Origin of the sequence: Actinoplanes sp. NBC_00393, from assembly GCF_036053395.1 — a bacterium.
Lineage (GTDB): Bacteria > Actinomycetota > Actinomycetes > Mycobacteriales > Micromonosporaceae > Actinoplanes.
In genome coordinates this window covers 3,378,112-3,399,156 of sequence record NZ_CP107942.1, presented here as the reverse complement: position 1 = coordinate 3,399,156, position 21,045 = coordinate 3,378,112, and the positions used below count along the sequence as shown (strand labels likewise).

Annotated in this window: 20 protein-coding genes; 11 read left to right on the top strand and 9 right to left on the bottom strand. The window is 70.7% G+C overall.

The genetic code is table 11. The annotated features are described in order from the left end of the window. Positions 1 to 18 precede the first annotated feature (18 nt). Positions 19 to 1,215, top strand: a complete 1,197-nt coding sequence (locus OHA21_RS16040) for a substrate-binding domain-containing protein (protein ID WP_328474752.1) — start codon at positions 19 to 21, stop codon at positions 1,213 to 1,215. On the opposite strand, the gene OHA21_RS16035 is transcribed toward OHA21_RS16040, so the two are convergent. Both OHA21_RS16035 and OHA21_RS16030 read right to left on the bottom strand, forming a co-directional pair. Next, the gene (locus tag OHA21_RS16035) at positions 1,138 to 2,001 is read right to left on the bottom strand and encodes a family 43 glycosylhydrolase (RefSeq protein ID WP_328474750.1); all 864 of its coding nucleotides are present in this window, start codon (positions 1,999 to 2,001) and stop codon (positions 1,138 to 1,140) included. The genes OHA21_RS16040 and OHA21_RS16035 overlap by 78 nt on opposite strands. Before the next feature lies 1 nt (position 2,002). Continuing rightward, the gene (locus OHA21_RS16030) at positions 2,003 to 2,989 is read right to left on the bottom strand and encodes a glycoside hydrolase family 5 protein (protein ID WP_328474748.1); all 987 of its coding nucleotides are present in this window, start codon (positions 2,987 to 2,989) and stop codon (positions 2,003 to 2,005) included. A 374-nt stretch (positions 2,990 to 3,363) separates the two neighbouring features. Here OHA21_RS16030 and OHA21_RS16025 point away from each other — a divergent pair, with 374 nt between their 5' ends. Beyond that, positions 3,364 to 3,759, top strand: coding sequence for a hypothetical protein (locus tag OHA21_RS16025; RefSeq protein ID WP_328474746.1), 396 nt, complete (start codon positions 3,364 to 3,366; stop codon positions 3,757 to 3,759). A 79-nt stretch (positions 3,760 to 3,838) separates the two neighbouring features. On the opposite strand, the gene OHA21_RS16020 is transcribed toward OHA21_RS16025, so the two are convergent. The 3 genes from OHA21_RS16020 to OHA21_RS16010 form a co-directional block, all read right to left on the bottom strand. Continuing rightward, positions 3,839 to 4,453, bottom strand: a complete 615-nt coding sequence (locus OHA21_RS16020; protein ID WP_328474744.1) for a DoxX family protein — start codon at positions 4,451 to 4,453, stop codon at positions 3,839 to 3,841. Between the two features lie 77 nt (positions 4,454 to 4,530). Next, positions 4,531 to 5,793, bottom strand: a complete 1,263-nt coding sequence (locus tag OHA21_RS16015) for a vanadium-dependent haloperoxidase (RefSeq protein ID WP_328474742.1) — start codon at positions 5,791 to 5,793, stop codon at positions 4,531 to 4,533. Positions 5,794 to 5,996: 203 nt separating this feature from the next. After that, complete coding sequence (locus OHA21_RS16010; RefSeq protein ID WP_328474740.1) at positions 5,997 to 6,686, bottom strand: response regulator transcription factor; 690 nt, start codon at positions 6,684 to 6,686, stop codon at positions 5,997 to 5,999. A 554-nt stretch (positions 6,687 to 7,240) separates the two neighbouring features. Here OHA21_RS16010 and OHA21_RS16005 point away from each other — a divergent pair. From OHA21_RS16005 to OHA21_RS15990, 4 genes are read left to right on the top strand one after another with little or no spacing between them, the layout of a single operon-like run. After that, on the top strand, positions 7,241 to 10,090 hold the full coding sequence (locus OHA21_RS16005) for an ATP-binding protein (protein WP_328474738.1): 2,850 nt from the start codon (positions 7,241 to 7,243) through the stop codon (positions 10,088 to 10,090). Continuing rightward, on the top strand, positions 10,087 to 10,662 hold the full coding sequence (locus tag OHA21_RS16000; protein WP_328474736.1) for a hypothetical protein: 576 nt from the start codon (positions 10,087 to 10,089) through the stop codon (positions 10,660 to 10,662). The genes OHA21_RS16005 and OHA21_RS16000 overlap by 4 nt, the downstream gene beginning before the upstream one ends. Further along, positions 10,659 to 11,237 (top strand): hypothetical protein, encoded by a 579-nt coding sequence (locus OHA21_RS15995; RefSeq protein ID WP_328474734.1) that lies wholly within the window; start codon positions 10,659 to 10,661, stop codon positions 11,235 to 11,237. The genes OHA21_RS16000 and OHA21_RS15995 overlap by 4 nt, the downstream gene beginning before the upstream one ends. After that, complete coding sequence (locus OHA21_RS15990; protein WP_328474732.1) at positions 11,234 to 12,574, top strand: Dyp-type peroxidase; 1,341 nt, start codon at positions 11,234 to 11,236, stop codon at positions 12,572 to 12,574. The genes OHA21_RS15995 and OHA21_RS15990 overlap by 4 nt, the downstream gene beginning before the upstream one ends. A 141-nt stretch (positions 12,575 to 12,715) precedes the next feature. On the opposite strand, the gene OHA21_RS15985 is transcribed toward OHA21_RS15990, so the two are convergent. Together OHA21_RS15985 and OHA21_RS15980 are read right to left on the bottom strand one after the other, a co-directional pair. Then, on the bottom strand, positions 12,716 to 13,369 hold the full coding sequence (locus OHA21_RS15985; RefSeq protein WP_328474730.1) for a response regulator transcription factor: 654 nt from the start codon (positions 13,367 to 13,369) through the stop codon (positions 12,716 to 12,718). After that, positions 13,366 to 14,505, bottom strand: a complete 1,140-nt coding sequence (locus OHA21_RS15980) for a sensor histidine kinase (protein ID WP_328474728.1) — start codon at positions 14,503 to 14,505, stop codon at positions 13,366 to 13,368. The genes OHA21_RS15985 and OHA21_RS15980 overlap by 4 nt, the downstream gene beginning before the upstream one ends. Positions 14,506 to 14,649: 144 nt before the next feature. Between OHA21_RS15980 and OHA21_RS15975 the strand changes: the two genes are divergently transcribed. Continuing rightward, complete coding sequence (locus tag OHA21_RS15975) at positions 14,650 to 15,240, top strand: hypothetical protein (protein ID WP_328474726.1); 591 nt, start codon at positions 14,650 to 14,652, stop codon at positions 15,238 to 15,240. A 69-nt stretch (positions 15,241 to 15,309) separates the two neighbouring features. Here OHA21_RS15975 and OHA21_RS15970 read toward each other — a convergent pair whose 3' ends face one another. Continuing rightward, on the bottom strand, positions 15,310 to 16,368 hold the full coding sequence (locus tag OHA21_RS15970; protein WP_328474724.1) for a DUF4185 domain-containing protein: 1,059 nt from the start codon (positions 16,366 to 16,368) through the stop codon (positions 15,310 to 15,312). Positions 16,369 to 16,560: 192 nt separating this feature from the next. On the opposite strand from OHA21_RS15970, the gene OHA21_RS15965 reads away from it, so the two are divergent. From OHA21_RS15965 to ku, 4 genes are read left to right on the top strand one after another with little or no spacing between them, the layout of a single operon-like run. Beyond that, positions 16,561 to 17,736: a sensor histidine kinase gene (locus OHA21_RS15965; protein WP_328474722.1), complete on the top strand. Its 1,176-nt coding sequence runs from the start codon at positions 16,561 to 16,563 to the stop codon at positions 17,734 to 17,736. Next, entirely contained in the window at positions 17,733 to 18,410 is a 678-nt protein-coding gene (locus tag OHA21_RS15960) for a response regulator transcription factor (RefSeq protein ID WP_328474720.1), read from the top strand. Before OHA21_RS15965 ends, OHA21_RS15960 begins: the two co-directional genes overlap by 4 nt. Before the next feature lie 36 nt (positions 18,411 to 18,446). Next, positions 18,447 to 18,857 (top strand): SRPBCC family protein, encoded by a 411-nt coding sequence (locus tag OHA21_RS15955; RefSeq protein WP_328474718.1) that lies wholly within the window; start codon positions 18,447 to 18,449, stop codon positions 18,855 to 18,857. 9 nt (positions 18,858 to 18,866) lie between these two features. Beyond that, a complete protein-coding gene (gene ku, locus OHA21_RS15950; protein WP_328474716.1) occupies positions 18,867 to 19,859 on the top strand; it encodes a non-homologous end joining protein Ku in 993 nt (330 codons plus the stop codon). A 28-nt stretch (positions 19,860 to 19,887) separates the two neighbouring features. Here the strand turns inward: ku and OHA21_RS15945 are convergent, their stop codons facing one another. After that, the gene (locus tag OHA21_RS15945; RefSeq protein WP_328474714.1) at positions 19,888 to 20,964 is read right to left on the bottom strand and encodes a hypothetical protein; all 1,077 of its coding nucleotides are present in this window, start codon (positions 20,962 to 20,964) and stop codon (positions 19,888 to 19,890) included. Positions 20,965 to 21,045: the final 81 nt, after the last annotated feature.

Sequence of the window (21,045 nt, the reverse complement as noted above, 5' to 3'; positions counted from 1 at the left end):
GGCCGGACGGAGGGCGCCGTGTCGGAAGAGCCGCTGTTTCAAGTGCAACGCCACGAACATGTGCTTGACGAGCTGCGGCGCAGGGGCGTGGTGCGGGTCCGCGACCTCGCCAGAGCCCTCGCCGTCAGCGAACAGACCGTCCGCCGTGACATCACCATGCTGGCCGCGCGCAACCTGGTGACCCGGGTGCACGGCGGCGCGACGCTGCCGCCGCAGGCACGCCCCGTCAACCGGCCGCAGCCGATCGGGCGTACGTTCACCATCGGCATGGTGGTGCCGTCGCTGGACTTCTACTGGCCGCCGATCATCGCCGGCGCCAAGGCGGCGGCCGCCGCACTCGGGGTGACCGTCCAGTTGCGTGGCTCCAGTTACGACCCGCAGGAGGACCGCCGGCAGATCAGCCGGCTCGTCGACGCCCAGCAGGTGCAGGGCCTGCTGCTCGCCCCGAGCCTGGACACCGACGACGGCGGGCACATGATGCACTGGATCGGCCGGCTGCCCGTGCCGGCGATCCTGGTGGAACGCAAACCGCGGCACTGGGCCTCCACGCCGGGCCGGGTCGAGTACGTGCGCAGCGATCACGCCCTGGGCCTGCAGATCGCCGTGCACCACCTGTACGAGCAGGAACATCGGCGGATCGCGCTGATGCTCGCCCACGGCAGCCCGACCTCCGAGCACCTGATGCACGGGTGGGCCACCGCCTGCGCGGAGCTGGGCATCCCGGACGCGACGGTGATCCGCGAATCGGTCGCCCTCGACGATCCCGGCCACCACCAGCTGCTGCACGACAACCTGCTCCGCTGCCTGCGCGCCGGCGTCACGGCGCTGATCGTGCACAGCGACCCGCACGCCATCGCGGTGACGCGCATCTGCGCCGAACTCGGCATCGGCATACCTGACGACCTGGCCATCGTGTCCTACGACGACGAGATCGCCCACCTCGCCGATCCCGCGCTCACCGCGATCCGGCCGTCGAAGAACCACGTCGGCCGGGTCGCGGTCGAGTTGATGGTCTCGCGGCTGCTCGACGGTGACCGCCGCCCGGCGCAGGGCATCGTCGTGGTCCCGGAGTTGGTGGTCCGCCAGTCGTCACTGGGCCGGGTGCGGCCCGGCCCAGTGACGCGGCGGTTCGCCGGATCAGCGGGGGATGGCGGTGCCGTGCCGGCAGCCGGAGCAGCCGACCGCGCTCAACCCGGTCCAGGAGTTGAGGTCTGAGCTCGTCGCGGTCCAGATGCCGCCGTTGGTGTACTTGTCGACGTAGATGCGGTAGCGGCCGTCGTCCAGGCGGACCAGGGACGGGCCTTCGTACCCGGAGCTCCACAGCGTGCCCCGGTTGATCCAGCCGCTGGTGAGGCTGGAGGTGGTCGTCCAGTGCTCGATGAACTTGGTGGTCTCGTTCTTGACATAGGCGTGCCAGGTGCTGCCGGACTTCACCACGTAGGTGTCGATGTGGTTGAAGCCGAGGCCGGACATCGGCACCGGCCCGCTCCAGGAGGTCAGTGCGCTGTTCTGGGCGGTGTAGACGTACGGGCGGAAGCAGTTGGAGCAGGTGGTCTGAGCGACGCTGGTGATGATCCGAACGGTGCTGCCGTCGATGTGGAACTCGGGCGCCCAGGTGAAGCGGGTGTTGCTGATCCCGGACGCGACGGTGGCGATGTTCGTCCAACTCCGCAGGTCCGTGCTGCGCGCGACGGCGAAGTAGGTCGAGTTGGTCGTCCAGGACTGCCAGGTGTAGGCGATGTAGTAGGTGCCGTCTCGCTTGATGATGCTCGGATCGCGCAGCACTCCGGTCGGGCCGCGGAAGTTGGTGTCGTACAGCACGTTGTAGCTCGTGCCGCCGTTGGTGGACTGGTAGACCCAGAGTTCCTGATCGGCGGCCCCGTCACCCTTGAAGGTGGTGTAGATCAGCGTGGTGGCCGCCGAAGCAGGCTGGGGCAGCGCCAAGCCGCCGAGGACGAACGCGATCACACCGATCATCGCGGACAGAACACGGTGTCTCATGTCAGAGGCCCCAGCCGTAGCGAATACGGTCACGGCCGGAAGCGTTGCGCACCGTCAGGTTGAGGCCGGTGCCGCTGCCGCTGAGAGCGAACATCGAATAGTGGTCGTAGCCGAGGCTGCCGGTCGGCTTACCGCCGACCGCGGGCCAGTAGACACCACCCATCTGGTTGTCGCGCATGACCTGGGTGACGGCGCGGATGTGCCGTACGAAGTTGTCGGTGCTGCCGGCGTTGGCGTAGTTGAGGCCGGTGGACATCGGGGCGCCGTACTCGGTCACCACCGCCCGGGAGGCGCAGTTCCCGAGGCGGGTCTGAATGTGGCTGCGGAATGCGTCGTAGGTCATCGCGCTGTAGAAGAAGGCGTAGTGGTGGAACGACAGCAGGGTGCCGCTGAACCGGCTGTCGTTGCAGACGTCCCGCAGGTCCTGGCTGTAGCCGGTGCCGCCGATGAGGGTCCGCGCCGGCACGGCCGAGTAGTGGTAGCTGAGCCAGTTGGCGGCGACGTTGCGCCACTCTGTCGAGCTGTAGCCGTGCGGCTCGTTCATCGGCTCGAAGTAGACGTTGGTGTTCGAGCCGTACGTGTAGGTGACCCGGGACCACATCGTGTTCCACGCGGCGAGGTTGGTGATTCTGCCGCCGGAGGCGGCCCCGTCCTCCCAGTACGCCAGGATGACCTTGAATCCGCGCGCCGTGGCCGCGTCGATGGCGCCCCGGTACGCGTTCCACCAGGTCGTCCCCACGGTGTGCGTGTTGATCGGCAGCCGGACGGTGTTCACGCCCATCGCCGCCATGTCGTCGTAGAGCGCGTTGGCCTTCTGCCGGACCGTGGCGTTGCTGTCCGACTGGCTCAACCCTTGGACGACGAGCGGGCCGGTGCTGAAGTTGTCACCCAGCACGGCCCAGTTCATACCCTTGAACTGGTTGGTGACCGCGCCGGCCGGTGACGCGCCGGCGACCACCGCGACCGGGATCAGCGCTATCGCGGTCACGGTGCTGAGCAGGACCCGACCCGGTGATCGCCGGCGGGACGTCACCGCCTTTTCGTGTCGGGTGTTGTTCGACGTTCTGGCCGCCCATCTGGCGCCGTGTCGGATCGTCAACGTCTGTCCTTCCTCGCGGGGGATCCTGCCTGGGCAGGTACGGCGGTTCTGTGCCGTTTCTCCAGCTCACAGCCGCCCGCTGGACAGGCGCCGGGTACGCCGGCTCGGGCGGGGACCCGGGGGCCGCCGGCGCGACATCCCAGGAACGCATTGTTAATCCGGTGTGAACGGGCGCGCGATTTTCCGAACCGCCTCGACCAGAAACACCCACAAACGAAAGCAGGGCCGTGCAGACCGCGGCACCAGCGCCGATCATGAACCTCATGGAGAACCAGCAGGCGCCGTGGTCGGCCGAGGGTGAGGCGAAGGTCATCACGCTCTGCGGCTCGACCAGGTTCGAGGCTGAGTTCGCGGAGGTCAACCAGCGGCTCACGATGCAGGGTTGCGTCGTGATCAGCCTCGGGATGTTCAGTCTCCCCGATCTGCCGGACTACGACTGGACAGTCGACAGCTCGGACCTGAAGGGTCGGCTCGGCGCCGTTCACTTCCGCAAGATCCGCATGGCTGACGAGGTGTTCATCGTGGATCCGGGCGGCTACCTGGGCGAGTCGACGCGACGGGAGATCGCCTACGCGGAGTCGCTCGGCAAGCCGGTTCGGTACCTGAGTCGCGAGCGCTTGCCGCAGGTCGGCGCGGCCGAGAACGCGGATCACCTCTGAGATGAAGAGGTGATCCGCGTTGGTGTTCAGGGTCGGGTTCCAGGCGGGGCCCGCGGTCTGCTCGGCGAGGTACGACCGTCTAGGTGCTCGTGGACGCGTCGGATTGTCGGCCGGCTGGCCGGCCGGGGTCGGTCTGTTCGGACTCGTGGCGCAAGTGGAGAGCCGCCGGCCTGCCGGCGCGGGCGTGCCGGGCGGTTGCCGGAATCGCGGGGTGCCGGGATGTCAGCCCGGCCCGGCCGAGGCTGCCGGCGACCGCGATGCCGGCCGCGATGAGCACCAGGTTCTTGACGATGAACTGACCCTCGAGGGAGAGCACGAGCGGCGCTTTCCAGGTCTGCTCCGGAAACAGTGCCAGCGGGGTCAGCGTGCCGGCCATCTGGAACATCAGCCCGGCCAGCGTGAGCCGCAGGAACAGGCCGGTCACCAGGCCGATGCCGATGGCGAGTTCGAGCAGGGCCAGCAGGAACGTGGCCGGATGGCCGGTGAGCAGGTGTGCGGTGAGGGCGGCGATCGTGTCCTGGGCGAGGGTGTCGACCGCGCTGAGCCCGGGTTTGAACTTGGGGACGGCGAACCATACGAAGACGATGCCGAGGCTGACGCGCAGCATTCGCAGACCGTGCCGGGCTGCGAATGCGATGGTCTCGTCCTCCAGCTTCTCGATGGTGCGTCGGACGAAGCGAAGGTGTCGGTGCATGCGTTTCCCCCGTGGAGTCGGTGGTGTGTCCGGGTGTCCGGCCCGCGGCCGCCGGGGCGACCGCGGGCCGGGTCGGCTCACGACTCGGTGAGCAGCGTGTCGTAGATGTGGTCGGCCAGCCGCGACGCGACCGGGCGGGCTTCGTCGGCGTCCCACCGGAAGTGCACGCCGAGGTAGATCCGGCTCAGGCCGTTCTCCTCGCCGGCCTCGGAGAACCGGGAGTAGCTGCGCTTGACGCCCGCGGCGAACGGGTCGTCGGTGCCGAGCTGGAAGTTCTTCTCGTCGGTGCCGAAGTAGTTCGCCATCATCCGGGCGTGCGCGGCGCTGAAGGTGGCGTGGCCGGAGATGTAGGCCGGGAACGGCGGGGAGAACCGCGCGCCGCCGTAGTCGACGGAGAGCGGCTGCCACAGCGGGTCCGGCACCACTGCCGGGTTGTTCACCAGGCCGGCGAGGCGGATCGCGGTGTCCGGTCGCCACAGGTCGAGCTCGGTCGCGTACTTCGCGTCCCAGGCCACCACTGCGGCGTCGGCCATCACGATGGCGACCAGGGCGAACAGGCGAGCGGTCGCCGCCAGGTCCAGGCCTTCGTCGGTGGCCAGGACCCGGCTCATGGTGAACAGGTGTCCCGGCGGCTTGTAGGTGCCGTCGAGGTCGTTGGCCCAGAAGTGCGCGATCTCGGTCTCCTCCGTCGTGCGGGAGGTCGAGTTGAAGCGGCCCTTGTCCTTGACCTCGTTGACCTGTGTGGCGTACTCGGGCGAGGCGAGCAGCGAGGCGACGTCGGGCGCCCCTGCGGGCAGCGGCGGGCGGAAGGTGGCCAGCCAGTTCTCCTGAGCCTGGCCGCCCAGCGAGAACGGCCGGACCCGGCCCCAGTTCGGGGTGGCCGGCTCGATCGACGGGTTCGCCGGCCGCCAGGCGCCCGGCGCCGTGCCCGGCCGGTACGGTGTCGCGTCGTCGTGGCCGTCGCCGCGGCGGTCGGCCAGGATCGCCAGTGCCGAGCTGGTGCCGATGCGCCGGCCGGCCAGCACCGACTGGCGCTGCTGTCCCGGTGCCGGCAGTGCGCCTTCGCGTTGCGTCAGCTGCGCGTCGAACACCGCGCTCTGCTCGGGATACAGGGTGCTGAGCACGGTGTGGGCGGCCCGGTGCACCGCCGCTTCCGGATTCTCGGTGCCGGCCCCGTTCAGCCCCTCCAGGTACGGCGCATGTGTCGGGGCGATGGCCACGATCGCGTCGTGCATGGCGATGTGCAGGATGGCGCCCACCCGGGCGATCGGTCCGGGTGCGCCGCCGCGAACCCGGATCGCTTGCAGGAACGTCTCGTTCCAGTCCAGCACTGCGTTCATTTCTTCCCCCGTCGGAATCGGTCGGATCGGCTTTCGGTGACTGCCGGAACTCATCGTCGACAAATTCACCGGCGCCGTCGTCCGCAGCTGCGGGCAATGGGAAAGTACGTCCGATGACGTATTGCTGCGGCCGCCGGCGTAAAAAGGACAGCCGCACCTGACAGATCGTGGACGCGACGTATCAGATGCGGCTTTGCGCGCTGTCAGGCGGCCTGCTGTTCGGCCCCCACCCGGACCAGGCCCGACAGATAGGCGATGGCCACGGCTCGCGTCCGGTTCGGGCAGTGGAGTTTCATCAGGATCCGCCCGACGTGTGTCCGGGCCGTCGCCTCACTGAGGTAGAGCCGACGGGCGATCTCGGCGTTGTTGAGCCCGTGCGCGAGCAGGATGAGCACCTCGCGTTCGCGCGGCGTCAACCGCCGCACGATGCTGGAGGTGCTCTGCCCCACGGCCGGTGGGGCGGACAGCTCCCGCAGCATGTTGCGCACGACGTCGCTGTCCAGCCAGATACCGGCGACGGCCACCGCCCGTACGGCGCCGGCCAGTACCTCCGGCGGGCGGCTCTTGAGTAGCAGTCCGGCGCCGCCGGCCCGCAACGCCGCGTACGCCTGGCCGCAGCGGTGCTCGGAGGTCATCGCCAGTACGCGTACCGGGCGTTCCGGTGTGTGCCGGAGGCTGTCGGCGACGATGCGGCCGAGCATGTCCAGGCCGTCGCCGTCCGCGGTGTCCAGATCGAGCAGCACGACGTCGGGTGCGTGCGCAGCGGCGGCCTCGACGGCTTGGTCGCCGCAGACCTGGCCGACGACGTCGATGTCGGGTTGTCCGGCGAGCAACGCAACGATGCCCGCCCGCACGAGTGGGTGGTCGTCGACGATGAGTAGCCGGGTGCTCATGTGGCCTCCCGGCGGCAGTCGGTCAGGGGCCGATGGCGCGCCGGTTCTCCTCCGCCGAGAAGACCGTCGCCGATCGGGGAGCGCATGCTGGAACTCCTCTGGTCAGTCGGTCGGTGCAGCCGACCGATTCGGGTGCGCGAATCTGTGCGGTTGCTCGCGGGATGGCGGTCCCGCCGAATGGTGCGGCCGCGATTTCGGTCGCCGGACCGATAGATCCCCGGCTACGGAAAGTGTCAGGCCTTCTCGCCCGGTCATGATTCATGCTGTCCACCGGCAAGATCTATTCGCACGACCGGCAAATTGCTTGTGGCGTGCGACGGGGGCTGTAACCGTGTCGACAGCGCAAATCGGGCAGCACAACTCCCACCATCGCTTGATCTGTTCCGGAGAACATCCCCGAGTTCAGGTATCTCCGAGCGTTCCGCCTGATCTGTGTCAGTGGGCAGACGGCCCACTCGTACGGCCGCCGAGGAGGGTGCTCATGGAGCCAGGCACCATGTCGATCACGTCCGGACGGGCACATGGCCGCGGTCTGCACGCTTGAGACGAGGTTGGTGGGCCGGCAGCGTCAGCTGGATCGCCTGACGAAGGATCTCGAACGGGCGGCCCGCGGGGCGCTCGACGCGGTGGTCCTGCAGGGCGAGCCGGGTGTCGGCAAGACGCGTCTGGTCCGTGAGGCGCTGGCGTACGCCGGCTCCCGCGGTTTCGTGGCGCTGCACGCCGCCGCCGAGGAGCTGGAACAGCACCAGCCGTTCGGCCTGTTCGCCGAGCTCGTCCGGACCGCTCCGCGGACACCCGCCGGTGACCACCTCCGCAACGTCCTCGGCTGCGTCCCCGAGCGTGACCGGCCCGGCTCCGACCAGGGTTTCCGCATCACCGAGCTGCTCGTCGACTGGGTGGAGAAGACGGCCCTGAACGGCCCGGTGATCCTGGCCGTGGACGACCTGCACTGGGCCGACGCCTCCAGCCTCACCGCGCTGGGTTCCGTCGTCCGCCGGCTGCGTGCCCTGCCCATCGCACTGCTGTGCACGATGCGGGCCCTGCCCCGGACCCGCTTGCTCGACCGGCTCCTGGAACAGGTGTCGGCGCTGGGCGGATCGATCCGGCAGATCGCTTCGCTGGACGCCGCCGCCACCGTCACGCTGGCCGCCGACATCCTGGGGGCACCGCCCGGCGCCTCGCTGCGCGGGCACCTTGCCGGGGCGGCCGGAAATCCGCTCTTCCTGGTGGAACTGCTGTCAGCGCTGCAGGAGCAGGACGCCATCCGGATAGCCGCAGGCCGCGCCGAGGCCACCGCCGATCTGATGACACCCGACCTGCGTACGACCCTGTTGCGCCGGTACAGCTTCCTCGCCGACGAGACGCTGGAATTGCTGCGCGAAGCGTGCATCCTGGGAACGTCGTTCACCCTCGCCGACCTGTCCGTGATCAGCGGCCGGCCCGCCCTGCGCCTGCTGCCCACGCTGCAGCAGGCGATCAGCGCCGGCCTGCTCGCCGAGGACGGCGACAAGCTCGCCTTCCGGCACGGCCTCATCTGGCAGGCGCTCTATGAGGACATGCCCGCGTCGATGCGCCGTGACCTGCACCGCGCCGCCGGGAAGGCGCTCGCCGCCGCCGACGTCACCATCACCCGGGTCGCCGAGCAGTTCTGGCTCGGCGTTCACGACGACGACGCGGAGGCGCTGGTGTGGCTGCGCAAAGCAGCCCGCGCCGCCTCCACGCGATCCACACAGGTCGCCGTGCAGTGGTACGAGCGCGCACTGTCGCTGATCGGCCCCGACCACCCGGACCGCATCGGCCTGACCGCCGAGCTCGCTCCGCTGCTGGTGCTGGTCGGCAGGCTGGCCGAGGCGGAACGGATCGTGGCTGGCGTGGTCGCCGCCGTGCAGGACCCGGCGATGGCGGTGCGGCTGCAGATCGCCGTCGCCCACGCGCTCACCCGCCGGCGTCGCTGGCAGGAGGCCCGTGAGATGGTCGAGTCAGCCGCCGCCGGCCTGGACCCGCAGGCCCGCGCGATCGCCATGGCCCCGGGCACCTACCTGTACATGATCCTCGGGGACGTCTCCCGGGCGGTCCGGCTGGCCCGCGCCTGCCTGCCGGTCGCTGAGCAGGCCGGACGTGACGTCGCCGTGGCCACGACCCTCATGACGCTGAGCCTGGGCGCCGCCGCGACCGGATCCCTCGACGAGGCCGTCGCCCTGGGTACGCGGTGTGTGCAGGTCGCCTCCCGGCCGGCCACCTCGTTCGTCGGTCTGCTCATGCCGTACGTCTGTCTCGGCCGCGCGCTGACCGACGCCGACCGGCTGGACGAGGCCGGACACAGCTACCGGGCCGGCATCGCCCAGGCGAACCGGCTCGGCGGCACCAACCTGCTGCCGTACTACCACGCCGAGTCGGCAGTGCTCCGGATGCATGCGGGGGAGTGGGACAACGCCTGGTCCGAGGCGGAGGCCGGCCTCGCCCTGGCCGAGGACACCGCCACACCGTGGCGGCTGCAGGCCCTCGCGCTGCTGGCCCGGATCTCGCTCGCGCGCGGGGCGCTGCCGGCCACCGCGGACCATCTGCGCGCCGCCGACGAGGAGATCGACGCCTCCGGGCTCATCATGGGCTGCAACTGGGTGTGGTGGGTACGGGCCCTGCTGCTCGACGCGCAGGGACACCGCGCCGAGGCGGCCGCCGCTGCCCGCCGGGCCTGGGACTGCCTGCCCGAGCTGCGTTTCCTGCACAGCAACTGGCAGCTTCCCCCGGACCTGGTGCGGCTGGCCATGGCCGAACGCGACCTCGATCTCGCGGTCCGGGTGACCGAACAGACCCAGCGGGTGGCCCGGCGCTTCGGCACCGCCTCGGCCGCCGGGGCGGCGCTGCGCTGCCAGGCATTGCTCGGCGGCGACCACGACAGCGCCCGGCGCGCGGTGGAGGCGTACCGTGCGGCGCCGCGCCCGGCCGAGCTCGCGTTCGCCTGCGAGCAGGCCGCGACCATGCTCGCCGCGGCCGGATGCGGTGAGCGCGCCGCGCCGCTGTTCACCGAGGCGATCGCCGGCTACGAGCGGATCGGCGCGGTCCAGCACATCAGTCAGGCCATCGCGGCCATGCGGCGCCTCGGCATCCGGCGGGTGCCCAGGCGGCCACGGCAGCGCGCCACCCGTGGCTGGACGGCGCTGACGCCCACCGAGCTGACCGTGGCCGGCCTGGTCGCCGAGGGCCTGCCCAACCCGGAGATCGCCCGGCGCCTGCACATCTCGCGATACACCGTCGAGACCCACCTCAAGCACATCTTCGCGAAGCTGGATCTCAGCTCGCGGGCGGCGCTGGCGGTGGAGGTGGAGCGGCGCAAGCCGCCCGCCGAGGCGGTGAACCCGGACAGCACATCCACTCAGTCGAATCCGGAAAGGACGACGTCGTGACCGAGTCTCGTGACACCTGTGGCCGGGCGCACGCCCTCACGGTGATCAGCCCGGTGCGGGCACCGTGGGCGCTGTTCCTCGAGCCCGTCTTCGCGCTCGCGCAGGCGGTGCCCGCGTTGAGCCGCACGGCGCGGAACCTGTCCTTCATCCACTTCGCGCAGTGGTCGTTGATCCGCCGGATCCCGGTCAACGGCCCGCCCCAGCATCCCGAGGACCTGCGCTACACGCACCTGCTGTTCGCGAGCAACTTCAACGGGAGCTGGAATCAGTACATCGACGCGTTCTCCCGCATCCTGACCCTCGGCATGAAGGTCTTCTGGGGCAGCTCGTACGGATTTCCCGGCCCCATCCCGACCGAGCCGTTCAAGAAGTACATCCGGCGCAACGAGTTCGTCCCCGACCACTACTACTCCGCCTATCCCGCCGCCACCGTCACCATGATCGACTCGGCGCTGTCGGTGGAGAAGGAATTCCGGACCCTGCGGGAGATCGCCGCTGATCCGGACACCACACCGGAGGCGTTCGCCGCCTCCTACCGTCGCTTCCTCACCGCCGTACAACGAGACCTGTGAGGCCCACTGCCATGGCGAACACCACCGGGTCGGCGTACAACCTGACCGTGATCACGCCGGTCGTGCCCGGCCACGAACAGCAGCTCGAGGACGACCTCAACGCGATCCCGCGCGGCCCCGACGGCATCGACAGCCCGTTTCGTAACCTGCCCACGACGCATTTCGCCCGGCTGGTGCGCATCCCGCAGCTGGTCGACGAGGGGCCACCGCAGCGACCGGTGGTGCTGCGCAGCCAGTACCTGCTGTACTGCAGTGTCTTCACCGGCGCACTGACCGATCATCTGGAACACCTGCGGATACTGCTGCAACCCACCACCGACCGGATCTGGGGCCACTGCGTCGGATACCCGACCGCCGCGGATCCGGGCAGGTTCGCCGCCTGGTTCAAGCACAACCAGATCCGTACGTCGTACTTCTTCGCCGCCTGTCCCGACGCCGACGTGGCCCGGGTGCGGGCTGCCCTCGCCCTGCGCGAAAGGGTGATCGCGTTCGCCGTACGCGGCCAGCAGCTGCCGGACGCCGAGCTCCTCACCGAGTTCCACAAGGAATTCCTCGCCGCAGGGCTGCGGGTATGAACCGGGTGATCGAACGCGACGACATCCAGGGCGGTGTGCTGCGAGGGTACGGGCACAACGTCGCCGCCTACTGGTTCGTCTCCGTGGACGACCCGCGGGCCGGCCGGCGCCTGCTCGGCGTGCTCGCCGACCAGGTGCAGAGCGCCCGCGAGTGGACGCAGAAGCCGTCCTCGATGCTCAACATCGCGGTGTCCGCGGCCGGCCTGTCCGCCCTCGGAGTGCCCGAGAAGGTGCGCACCACCTTCGCCCCCGAGTTCCTCGGCGGCATGCGGGCCCGCGCCGAGCGGCTCGGCGACGTCGGCCCGGCGGATCCGGCCCGCTGGGAGCCCGGACTGGGCGACGGGCGGGGACACGTCCTGCTCATGGTGCACGCCGCCGACCGGGCGGCCCTGAGCAACCGCGTCGGTCAGCTCCACGACGTGATCGACGACTTCGGTGACGCGGTGTCCGTGGTGCACGAACAGCCGGCCACCTCGCTGCACACCCAGCGGGAACACTTCGGCTTCGGCGACGGCTTCGCCCAGCCGGCGCTGGACTGTGAACCGGAGAAGGCGCCGTACCGGGGGCTCGGCGTGCCCACCGCACGAGGCGGCTGGCGCCGGCTCAAGACCGGGGAGATCCTGCTCGGCCACGAGGACGAGGACGGTGAGCTGCCGGCCGCGCCCGCACCACCGTTCGGCTACAACAGCACCTACCTGGTGTACCGCAAGCTCCACCAGAACGTCGCAACGTTCCGTGAGGCGCTGCGCACCGCCGCGGACGGATACCCCGGTGGGCTGCAGAAGCTGGCCGCCAAGATCGTCGGCCGGTGGCCGGACGGCACCCCGCTGATGCTCTCCCCGGACGCGCCGGACGAACGCCTGCACAAGGCTAACGACTTCCGGTACGCCGACGACCGTGACGGACGCCGGTGCCCGCTCGGCGCCCACATCCGGCGCGCCAACCCCCGCGACGCGCTGGGCCACGACGGGCAACTCACGATGCGGCACCGCATCATGCGCCGCGGCATGCCGTACGGTCCCGAGCTGCCCGACGGCGCCCCGGACGACCGGGCGGACCGCGGACTGATCTTCATCTGCTTCGCCGCGGACATCGCCCGGCAGTTCGAGACCATCCAGGTGCAGTGGCTCAACGACGGCAACGCCTTCCAACTCGGCAACGACACCGACTACCTGCTCGGCGACCACCGCTCAGCGGGAAAGATGACGGTACAGGGCGACCCGCCGTACTTCCTCGCCCCGCTGGAACCGTTCGTCACCTGCCGCGGCGGGGAGTACCTGTACCTGCCCAGCATGACCGGCCTGCGAGCCCTCGGCCGCGGCGAACCGGCACACTGACCCGGCCCGCGCCGCCACCTCGGGGCTGAACGGGAACGGCTCGCCGAAGGCAAGCGACGGACCGGGGCGCACGACGGTGTCCTGCGGCTGCGGATCGGACGCACGGCCAACCACTAGACGGTCAGCTGACGATGGAGACGGCTACCGGGGACCGACCAGGCCGTGCTCGTAGGCGTAGATGACGGCGTGCACCCGGTCGCGCAACCCGAGTTTCATCAGCACCCGGGCGACATGGGTCTTCGCGGTGGCCTCGCTGACCACCAGCTCGGCGGCGACCTCCGCGTTGGACAGGCCGCGCGCCAGCATGTGCAGCACCTCGTCCTCGCGGGGTGTGAGCCGGTCCAGGCCCGGCGGCGGACCGGCGGCCGGCGGGATCCCGGCGAACGCGGCGATGACGGCCCGGGTCACCAGCGGGTCCAGCAGCGCCTCACCCCGGTACGCGGCCCGGATGGCCTCGACCAGGCGTTCCGGCGGGGCGACCTTCAACAGGAATCCGCTGGCACCGGCCCGCAGCGCCTCCTGCACGTAGGCCTCCTCGTTGAACGTGGTGAGCACGACGATGCGGACCTGCGGGTCGGCCGCGACGATGCGTCGGGTGGCTACCAGGCCGTCGGTGCCCGGCATCCGGATGTCCATCAGCACCACGTCCGGCCGCAGCGCCCGGGTCGCGCTCACCGCCCGCTCACCGTCCGCCGCCTCGCCGACCACCTCGATGTCGTCCTCGGCCTCCAGCACCATGCGCAGACCCGCCCGGATCATGATCTCGTCGTCGGCCAGCAGGACCCGGATCGTCATCCGCCCAGCTCCCGTGGCAGCGGCAACACGACCCGTACGCCGTACCCTTGCCCGTCTGCGGGCCGGGCCTCGACCGTCCCGCCGTAGAGGGCCACCCGCTCACGCATCCCGACCAGGCCGTGCCCGCCGTCACCGGCCGCGCCGCCGCGGCCGTCGTCGGTGACGTGCACCGTCAACCCGTTCACGGCGTAGTCGAGCGTCACTCGGGCCCGCGCCGGGCCGGCGTGCTTCATCGTGTTGGCGAGCGCCTCCTGCACCACCCGGTACGCGGTCAGGTCCAGCCCCGGTGGCAGTGGCCGGGGGGTGCCGGTGACCAGTACCTCGACCGGCAGGCCGGCGGTCCGGAACTGCGCCACCAGCCGGTCCAGATCGTCCAGCCGGGGGAGCGGGGCCAGCAGCGACTGCTCCGCGGGCGCGGCACCGCGCAGCAGCCCGATCGCCCGGTGCAGTTCGCCGACCGCCTCCCGGCCGAGCCGCTCGACGTCCAGCAGCGCGTCCCGCTGACGCGCCGCGGCGGGATCCCGGTCCAGATGCCGCCGTACGCCCGCCGCCTGCACCGTCATCACGCTGACCGTGTGCGCGACCGCGTCGTGCAGCTCCCGGGCGATCCGCGCCCGCTCCGCCTCGACCGCCTCCCGGGCCCGGGCTTCCCGCTCGGTGACCAGCTCGCGTGCGAGCATGGCCAGCTCCGCCGCCCGGTACGCCTCCCGGCGCATCAACCGGCCCGCCGTCCACGCCGTGCCGCACGAGAGGAGCCAGACCACCGCGTCCCACATCCGGCCGCCGAGCTGGGAGGAGAGCACCACCGGACCGGCCGTCGCCGCCAGTGCGACCGTCGCCGTTGCCGAACCGCAGTGCCGTCCCACGGTGCCGAGCGCGAACAGGCAGCCGATCACCATCGCGCCGGTCAACTCAACGCCCGGAACCGGCAGCTGCGCGACCACCACCAGCGCGACGAACACTCCGAGGCAGACCAGCGGAAGCCGGGACCGGACCAGCATCGCCGCCGCGCCGACCGCGACCATCACCGGGGCGCTCGCCGGGTACGTCCCCGAGTCGCCCACCGCGAACTCCAGCGCGCCGATCACCAGCAGAGCGACGGCGAACGCGGCATCCACCGCACGGGGTGTCTGCATGCCGACGACGCTACCGACCCCGGCGCGGCTGCGGCGTCGGCACATCGGATGACCCGGCCGGGTCCCGGTGTCCTCCCCGATGCCGACGACGGCACGCCGGCCGGCGGCCGAAGCTGTCGGCATCGGACATTCGAGGAGGTCATCATGACATCGACCTACATGCGGGTCTGCGGCTTGCTGGTGGCGGCCGGCGGCATCATCTGGGGCGCCGCCTGGATCCTGCGGCCCTCCGACCCCGAGCACAACGACCCGGTCGAGATCTGGGCCAGTGTGCCCTTCTCGATCGGACTGCTCGCCCTGCTCACTGCCATGTGGGTGACCGCGGCCACCGGCACCGGGCGGTGGGGCCGCGGGGTGCTCGCCGCCGAGTTCGTCGCCGTGGTCCTGGCGCTGGGCTGGACGCTGCCCTATCTGGTCGAGGCCAACCGCCCGAACACCGGCATCCTGGTGGTGCTCGACCTGTTCTGGCCGCTCAGCATGCTCGGCCTGGTGGTGGTCGCAATCTTCGTGGTGCGCGCCCGGCGCTGGCCCACACCCCTGCGGTACCTGCCCCTCGCGGCGAGTCTGCTGCTGGTCGTGGACCTCGCGTTCGCCTGGACCCCGGACCGGATCGGCAGCGCGATCACCGGCACCTATCTCGCGATCACGTACGGCGTGCTGGGCGTCGCCATGGTCCGGACCCGAGTGCCGGGTCCGGAGGCCTCGTCCATCGGCCGGGACATGGCACGCGGCTGAAGACTCCTGCCTGCCGCGTTTCCCGGGTGGGAGCCGAGCCGGGCGCCGACAGGTGCCGCGGCCCTACGCCTATCGCAGGGTCACCTCGTGGAAGCGCGGCTTGTAAAGATCGGCGTCGGCTTCGTTGTCGGCCGGGGTGCGGCCGTTCCAGGCGATGCTGACCAGCAGCTTGCCCGAGGACAGCGGCTGCGCGGGATGAAGCTGCGGCGCGTACGTGACGTACTGTCGCCCGCCGGGCGTGGTGCCGGCCGGTGAGTGGATCGTGGTGGTCGCTTCCGGCTTGCCGAACAGGTTGGACCGGCGCTCGAGGTAGACGGTGTCACCGCCGCCGTGCCCCGGCTTGTACGCCAGCACCCAGTTGCCGCCGATCCGGCGGACGCTGCTGACCTGCCAGTCGACGATCGGGGTGGCGGCGGCCATGTCGGGCTTCCACACGCCGCCGCTGAAGAACTGCCAGGCCGACGGGTTCTCGACCGAGGCCACCGGCGCGAACGCGGCGTAGGTGGGCTGCCGGTAGCGGGCGGCGTCGTTGGCGTAGCCGAACAGGTACACGTACGGGCCGACCACCACGGCGTCGGCGGCGTACTGCGCGGTCGCCGGCGACGTGGCGCCGATCTTGCCGCTCGACGGGGTGCGCACCAGGCCGCGAGCGGTGAGTGTGCCGTCGGCGTTGAACCCGAACTTCGCCAGCTCCACCCCACGCAGTTCGAAGTTGTCGCCGCCCAGCGGGCGCCACCGCTGCGCCATGACGTACAGCGAACCGTTGGCCTCGAACATGCCCTGCGCCCAGTAGGAGTCGCCGTCGCCGGGCAGCGGGATCGCTGGGGTCGCGACCGCAGCCGCGAGGACTCCGTTGCGCTGCACCAGGATCGAGTTGGGCGCCCAACCCGGACCCGGCGGCTGGTATCCGCCGGTCACCGGGTCCTGCGCGCCCAGCAGAGTGTCGCCGAACGACCAGTAGGTGTGGCCGTTGGCGGCGCGCAGGCTGGCGACGTAGTCCCCACCGCTCCACGTCCAGTCGTTGCGGTCCTGGAACAGTTGGAAGAACTGCGCCGCCGACCGGGGTGGTGCGGCGGCCGCAGCGAACGCCAGGCAGCATGCGGCGATGAACGCGACGAGTCTTCTCATGGCCGTGAGTGCACCACCCGCGGCGGCCGGTCCGCGTTCCGCAGCGGATTGAATTCCGCCTGGGCGGCGTACCGCGGACGGCTTCCACCAGTGGTGGTACGGCACCTACCGTGCAGGGCGGACGACACCGGGCGGCCGGCCGGTTATGGTGCGCCGATGGGCCCCGCAGCGTGGTCACGGATCGTTCGTGCTGTGGCGGCACGCCCGCTGCTCGTCGATGTGGTGCTGGCCGGCGGGCTGACCGTGGTGAGTGTGATCCAGGGCGTCGAGGACGACAGCGCCGACTGGAAGCCGTATGACCGGACCGGGGTGCTGCTCACCGTGCTGGCCACCCTGCCGGTCGCGGCGCGGCGCCGGGCCCCGGTCGCGGTGCTGCTGTTCTGCTGCGGCGGGTGGGCCTTGCAGATCGCCGCCGGATACAACCCGATCATCACCACCTACGGGGTGCTGCTGGCCCTGTACACGGTCGCCGCGACGCAGCCGGGGCGGCGCATCGTCGCGTGTTTCGTCGTCGCCTTCACCATGTGGGCCTGGGCGAGTCTGGTCGCGCAGGCGACGTCGGCGCTCAGCGTGGCGCTGCAGGGCCTGGTCATCCCGGCGGTGATCTGGAAGCTGGGGGACAGCGCGAAACGGCTCGACGAGAGCAACCGCCGGCTGGTCGAGGCGAACACCCAGCTGCGCCGCGACCGGGAGGAACAGGCCCGGCGCGCGGTCACCGACGAGCGGGTCCGGATCGCCCGGGAGCTGCACGACGTGGTCGCCCACCACGTGTCGGTGATCGCCGTGCAGACCGGCCTGGCCCGCTACGTGCTGCGCTCCGACCCGGCGACCGCGCACGCCGCCCTCGGCACCGTGCTGGACACCAGCGCCGAGGCGATGGAGGAGATGCGCCGGCTGCTGAAGCTGCTGCGCGTCGGCGCCGAACCGGCGAACGGGGGACCGGAGAGCGACGCGCCCGCCCCGGGCCTGGCCACCCTGCCGGAGCTGTTCAACCGGATGCGGGCGGCCGGAGTGCCGGTCGAGGTGCACGTGCGCGGGACACCGCAGGCACTGTCGCCGGGACTGGAGCTGTGCGCGTACCGGGTCATCCAAGAAGCCCTGACCAACGTGCTCAAGCATGCCGCACCGGCGGCTGCCACGGTGGTGCTGGAGTATCACCGGCGCCGGCTGGTGGCGGTCGTCCGCGACGACGGGACCCGCACGGCGCAGCCGGGCGGCACCGGGCAGGGATTGATAGGCATGCGGGAACGCGCGATGCTCTACGGCGGGACCCTGCAGGCCGCGGCGCGGCCGGGTGGCGGCTTCGAGGTACGGCTGGAGCTGCCGGTCACCGCCGCGGCGCAACGCGACGACGAGGACCGGACGTGACGATCGGTGTGCTGGTGGTGGACGACCAGATCCTCACCCGAGCCGGGCTGGCCGCGCTGATCCGCGCCGCCCCCGGCCTCGACGTCGTCGGCGAGGCCGCCGACGGGCAACAGGCGATCACCCTCGCCGCGGAGCTGCGCCCCGAGGTGATCCTCATGGACATCCGGATGCCCGGCATCAGCGGTGCGGCCGCGACCGCGCGGATCCTCGCCGACGCGCCGTCACCCCCGCCGCGGGTGCTGGTCCTCACCACCTTCGACATCGACGAGTACGTGTACGCGGCGCTGCGGGCCGGCGCCAGCGGCTTCCTGCTCAAGGAGACCCCGCCGGAACGGCTCCTGGCCGCCATCCGCACCGTGGCGGACGGCGACACACTGCTCGCCCCCAGCGTGACCCGCCGGCTGGTCGAGGCGTACGCCCCGAGCGGTCCCGAACATCCACCGTCCGACCTCGCGGTGCTCACCGCCCGCGAGATCGAGATCCTGCGCCTGGTCGCGACGGGCCGGTCCAACGCGCACATCGCCGAGGCGCTGTTCGTCAGCGAGGCCACGGTGAAGACCCACCTCAACCGGCTGATGACCAAGCTGAACCTGTCCAGCCGCGCCCAGGCAGTCGTCGCCGCCTACGAGAGCGGCCTGGTCGTGCCGGGTGGCGGGCACCGGCAACAGGGATAGCGAATGGAATGCCGGTCCGCGGGAATGCAGGTAAGTGTGAACAGCGCAGAGCAGACGACGGTCAGCGGCTCCTACGACTTCACCGGTCCCGCCGAGGTGGTCTTCGACGTGCTGACCGACCCGGACCGCGTACCCCGGTGGTTGCCCCGCAGCGTGCAGGCCGAGTCGGTCACCACCGAGTCGGTGAAGGTCCGCACCGGCGACAGCGCCGACGAGTACCAGGTGCAGATCGTCACCGACCGTCTCGAGGTCAGCTGGCACTCGCCGGGCGACGGCGGCGCACACGGCACGGCCCGGGTCGAGGACGGCCCGGCCGGCGGCAGCATCGTGCACGCCGAGGTCACCGTCGCGGCCGGAGCCGGTGACGAGGAGACGGTCACGCGGCTGCTCGGCGAGGCGATGCGCAACCTGCAGCGCGACGCCGACGACAACTTCAACGCAGGATAGGAGCCGGCGATGGCACGGCCGCTGTGGACCGGGTCGATCACGTTCGGCCTGGTGTCGGTGCCGGTGCGGATGTACTCGGCCACCCACGAGCACGAGGTCTCGTTCCACCAGTTCGAGAAGGGCACCGCCGACCGGATCCGGTACCGCCGGGTCAACGAGCGGACCGGCAAAGAGGTCGACTTCGACAACATCGTCAAGGGCGCCGACGTCGGCGGCGGCGACTACGTGCTGCTCGACCAGGACGAGCTGGACTCGGTGGCGCCCGGCCGGTCCCGCAGCCTGGAGATCGACCGCTTCGTCGAGCTCGACGACATCGACCCGATCTACTACCAGAAGACCTACTACCTCGGGCCGGGCAACGCCGAGACCACCAAGGTGTACGGGCTGCTGCGCGACGCCATGGCCGACGCCGGCCGGGCCGCGATCGGGCTGCTGGTGATGCGCGGCAAGGAGTATCTGACCGCGATCCGCGCCGACGGCGACCTGCTGGTCCTGCAGACGATGTACTTCGCCGACGAGGTCCGCGACCCCAAGGACCAGATCGACGATCTCCCGCGCCGCAACGCGGCCAAGTCCGCCGAGCTGCACATGGCGCAGCAGCTCATCGACTCGATGACGGGGCGCTGGCGGCCGGCGGACTTCCGCGACACCTACACCGACCGGGTCAATGCCCTGATCGAGGAGAAGAAGGCCGGCAAGGAGATCACCACGGCCGACGAGGCGCCGGAGCCGACCCAGGTCACCGACTTGTTCGAGGCGCTGCGCCGCAGCGTGGAGGCGGCCTCCCAGCGGCGCAAGGCCGGTGGGGGCGGCAAGGGCGGGAAAGCCAAGGCCACAACAGCAAAAACCAGGAAGAGCACCGCTTCGGGTACGAAGAAAGGTGGCAGACCTGCGGAGATGACGAAGAGCGAGCTGCTGGCGCGGGCCGCCGACCTGAAGATCCGCGGGCGGTCCACGATGACCCGCCCGCAGCTCGAGAAGGCGATCCGCAAGGCGTCCTGACCGTCCGTTGCCGTCGGCGGGCCGGTGGTCAGGGGGTTCCGGTGGCCGGTCTGGTGCGGAACTCGTGGACGGGACGCCACCGGTCGTGCAGGGTGGTGATCAGCGAGATCATGGTGAGGAAGAACAGGGTGTCGTAGCCGTCCATCTGCCGGCCGAGCAGCCAGTCGCCGACGCTGGCCAGGATGATGTTGAGCAGCAGCCGGGCGGCGAACGCGAGGGCGGTGGAGCGGATGGTCCAGCTGCGCCGGGCCACCGCCAGGGAGATTGCCGCATTGAGTACGACGGTGACGGCCACGCCGATGAACAGTTCGGTGGTGCTGCCGGTGAAGTCGGGCAGCATCTGGGCGAAGATGCAGCAGATCAGGCCGAGCAGCAGCGCCTTCTCGAGGGTGTTCCAGGACCAGACGGCGTCGTGGCGGCTGCGCCAGGCGCTCTGCTCGTGCGGTTCGTCGATCTCGTGGGGCAGTGGTTCGGGGCGGATCCGCCAGTCCCAGTCGGTGGGGCGCAGCCGGGGCCGCACCAGCCGCTGGAAGGTCACCGCCAGCCCGGCCAGCAGGGCGACGATGAGCCCGAGGATCCACCGGTGTTCGGCGATCTGGTCGGTGAGGTCGAGCTGGGCGACGTGCAGCCACCACTCCTGCGGCAGTTTCACCACCACCCAGATCACGCCGGCGATGCTGAGCCACCAGGTGGTCAGCAGGGTGACCGGGGACCAGCGGGAGCGGATCGTCTCGTACGCGATGAAGAAGTATTCGAAGACGTTCGGGAACACCAGCAGCAGCCAGCGCGCCTGGGTGAGCTCGAACAGCAGCGCGCCGGCGAGCCGGTAGAAGAACAGGAACCGCGAGATCGTGAAGGCGGTTTCGCTGGTCCAGTTGCGCAGCGTCGACAGGTAGGCGATGGCCAGGTAGTAGACGTCCATCGCCTTGTCGTACGACTGGTAGCCGGGCGGGTCGTAGCCGAAGGACTGGAAGATCGTCTGGTCGACGCCGTCGAGCACCAGGCAGGCGATCACCGCGGGTAGCGGGACGTACGGAATGGCGAGCGGTAGCAGGAACCGGGCCGCGACGACGGCGAGGAAGACCAGGGTGGCGCCGGCGCTCATGATCCACATCGTCGCACATGGCTGACTGCGCAACCCGGTAGCACCTCGTTCGTACCGTTGCTGCACCTGCGGTTTGGTGCC

Coding starts and splice junctions, on each gene's coding strand:
- OHA21_RS15990 (WP_328474732.1), top strand. CDS start 11,234: ATGAACCGGGTGATCGAACGCGACGACATCCAGGGCGGTGTGCTGCGA.
- OHA21_RS16015 (WP_328474742.1), bottom strand. CDS start 5,793: ATGAACGCAGTGCTGGACTGGAACGAGACGTTCCTGCAAGCGATCCGG.
- OHA21_RS15970 (WP_328474724.1), bottom strand. CDS start 16,368: ATGAGAAGACTCGTCGCGTTCATCGCCGCATGCTGCCTGGCGTTCGCT.
- ku (WP_328474716.1), top strand. CDS start 18,867: ATGGCACGGCCGCTGTGGACCGGGTCGATCACGTTCGGCCTGGTGTCG.
- OHA21_RS15985 (WP_328474730.1), bottom strand. CDS start 13,369: ATGACGATCCGGGTCCTGCTGGCCGACGACGAGATCATGATCCGGGCG.
- OHA21_RS16025 (WP_328474746.1), top strand. CDS start 3,364: ATGGAGAACCAGCAGGCGCCGTGGTCGGCCGAGGGTGAGGCGAAGGTC.
- OHA21_RS16010 (WP_328474740.1), bottom strand. CDS start 6,686: ATGAGCACCCGGCTACTCATCGTCGACGACCACCCACTCGTGCGGGCG.
- OHA21_RS16035 (WP_328474750.1), bottom strand. CDS start 2,001: ATGAGACACCGTGTTCTGTCCGCGATGATCGGTGTGATCGCGTTCGTC.
- OHA21_RS15945 (WP_328474714.1), bottom strand. CDS start 20,964: ATGAGCGCCGGCGCCACCCTGGTCTTCCTCGCCGTCGTCGCGGCCCGG.
- OHA21_RS15975 (WP_328474726.1), top strand. CDS start 14,650: ATGACATCGACCTACATGCGGGTCTGCGGCTTGCTGGTGGCGGCCGGC.
- OHA21_RS16020 (WP_328474744.1), bottom strand. CDS start 4,453: ATGCACCGACACCTTCGCTTCGTCCGACGCACCATCGAGAAGCTGGAG.
- OHA21_RS15980 (WP_328474728.1), bottom strand. CDS start 14,505: ATGCAGACACCCCGTGCGGTGGATGCCGCGTTCGCCGTCGCTCTGCTG.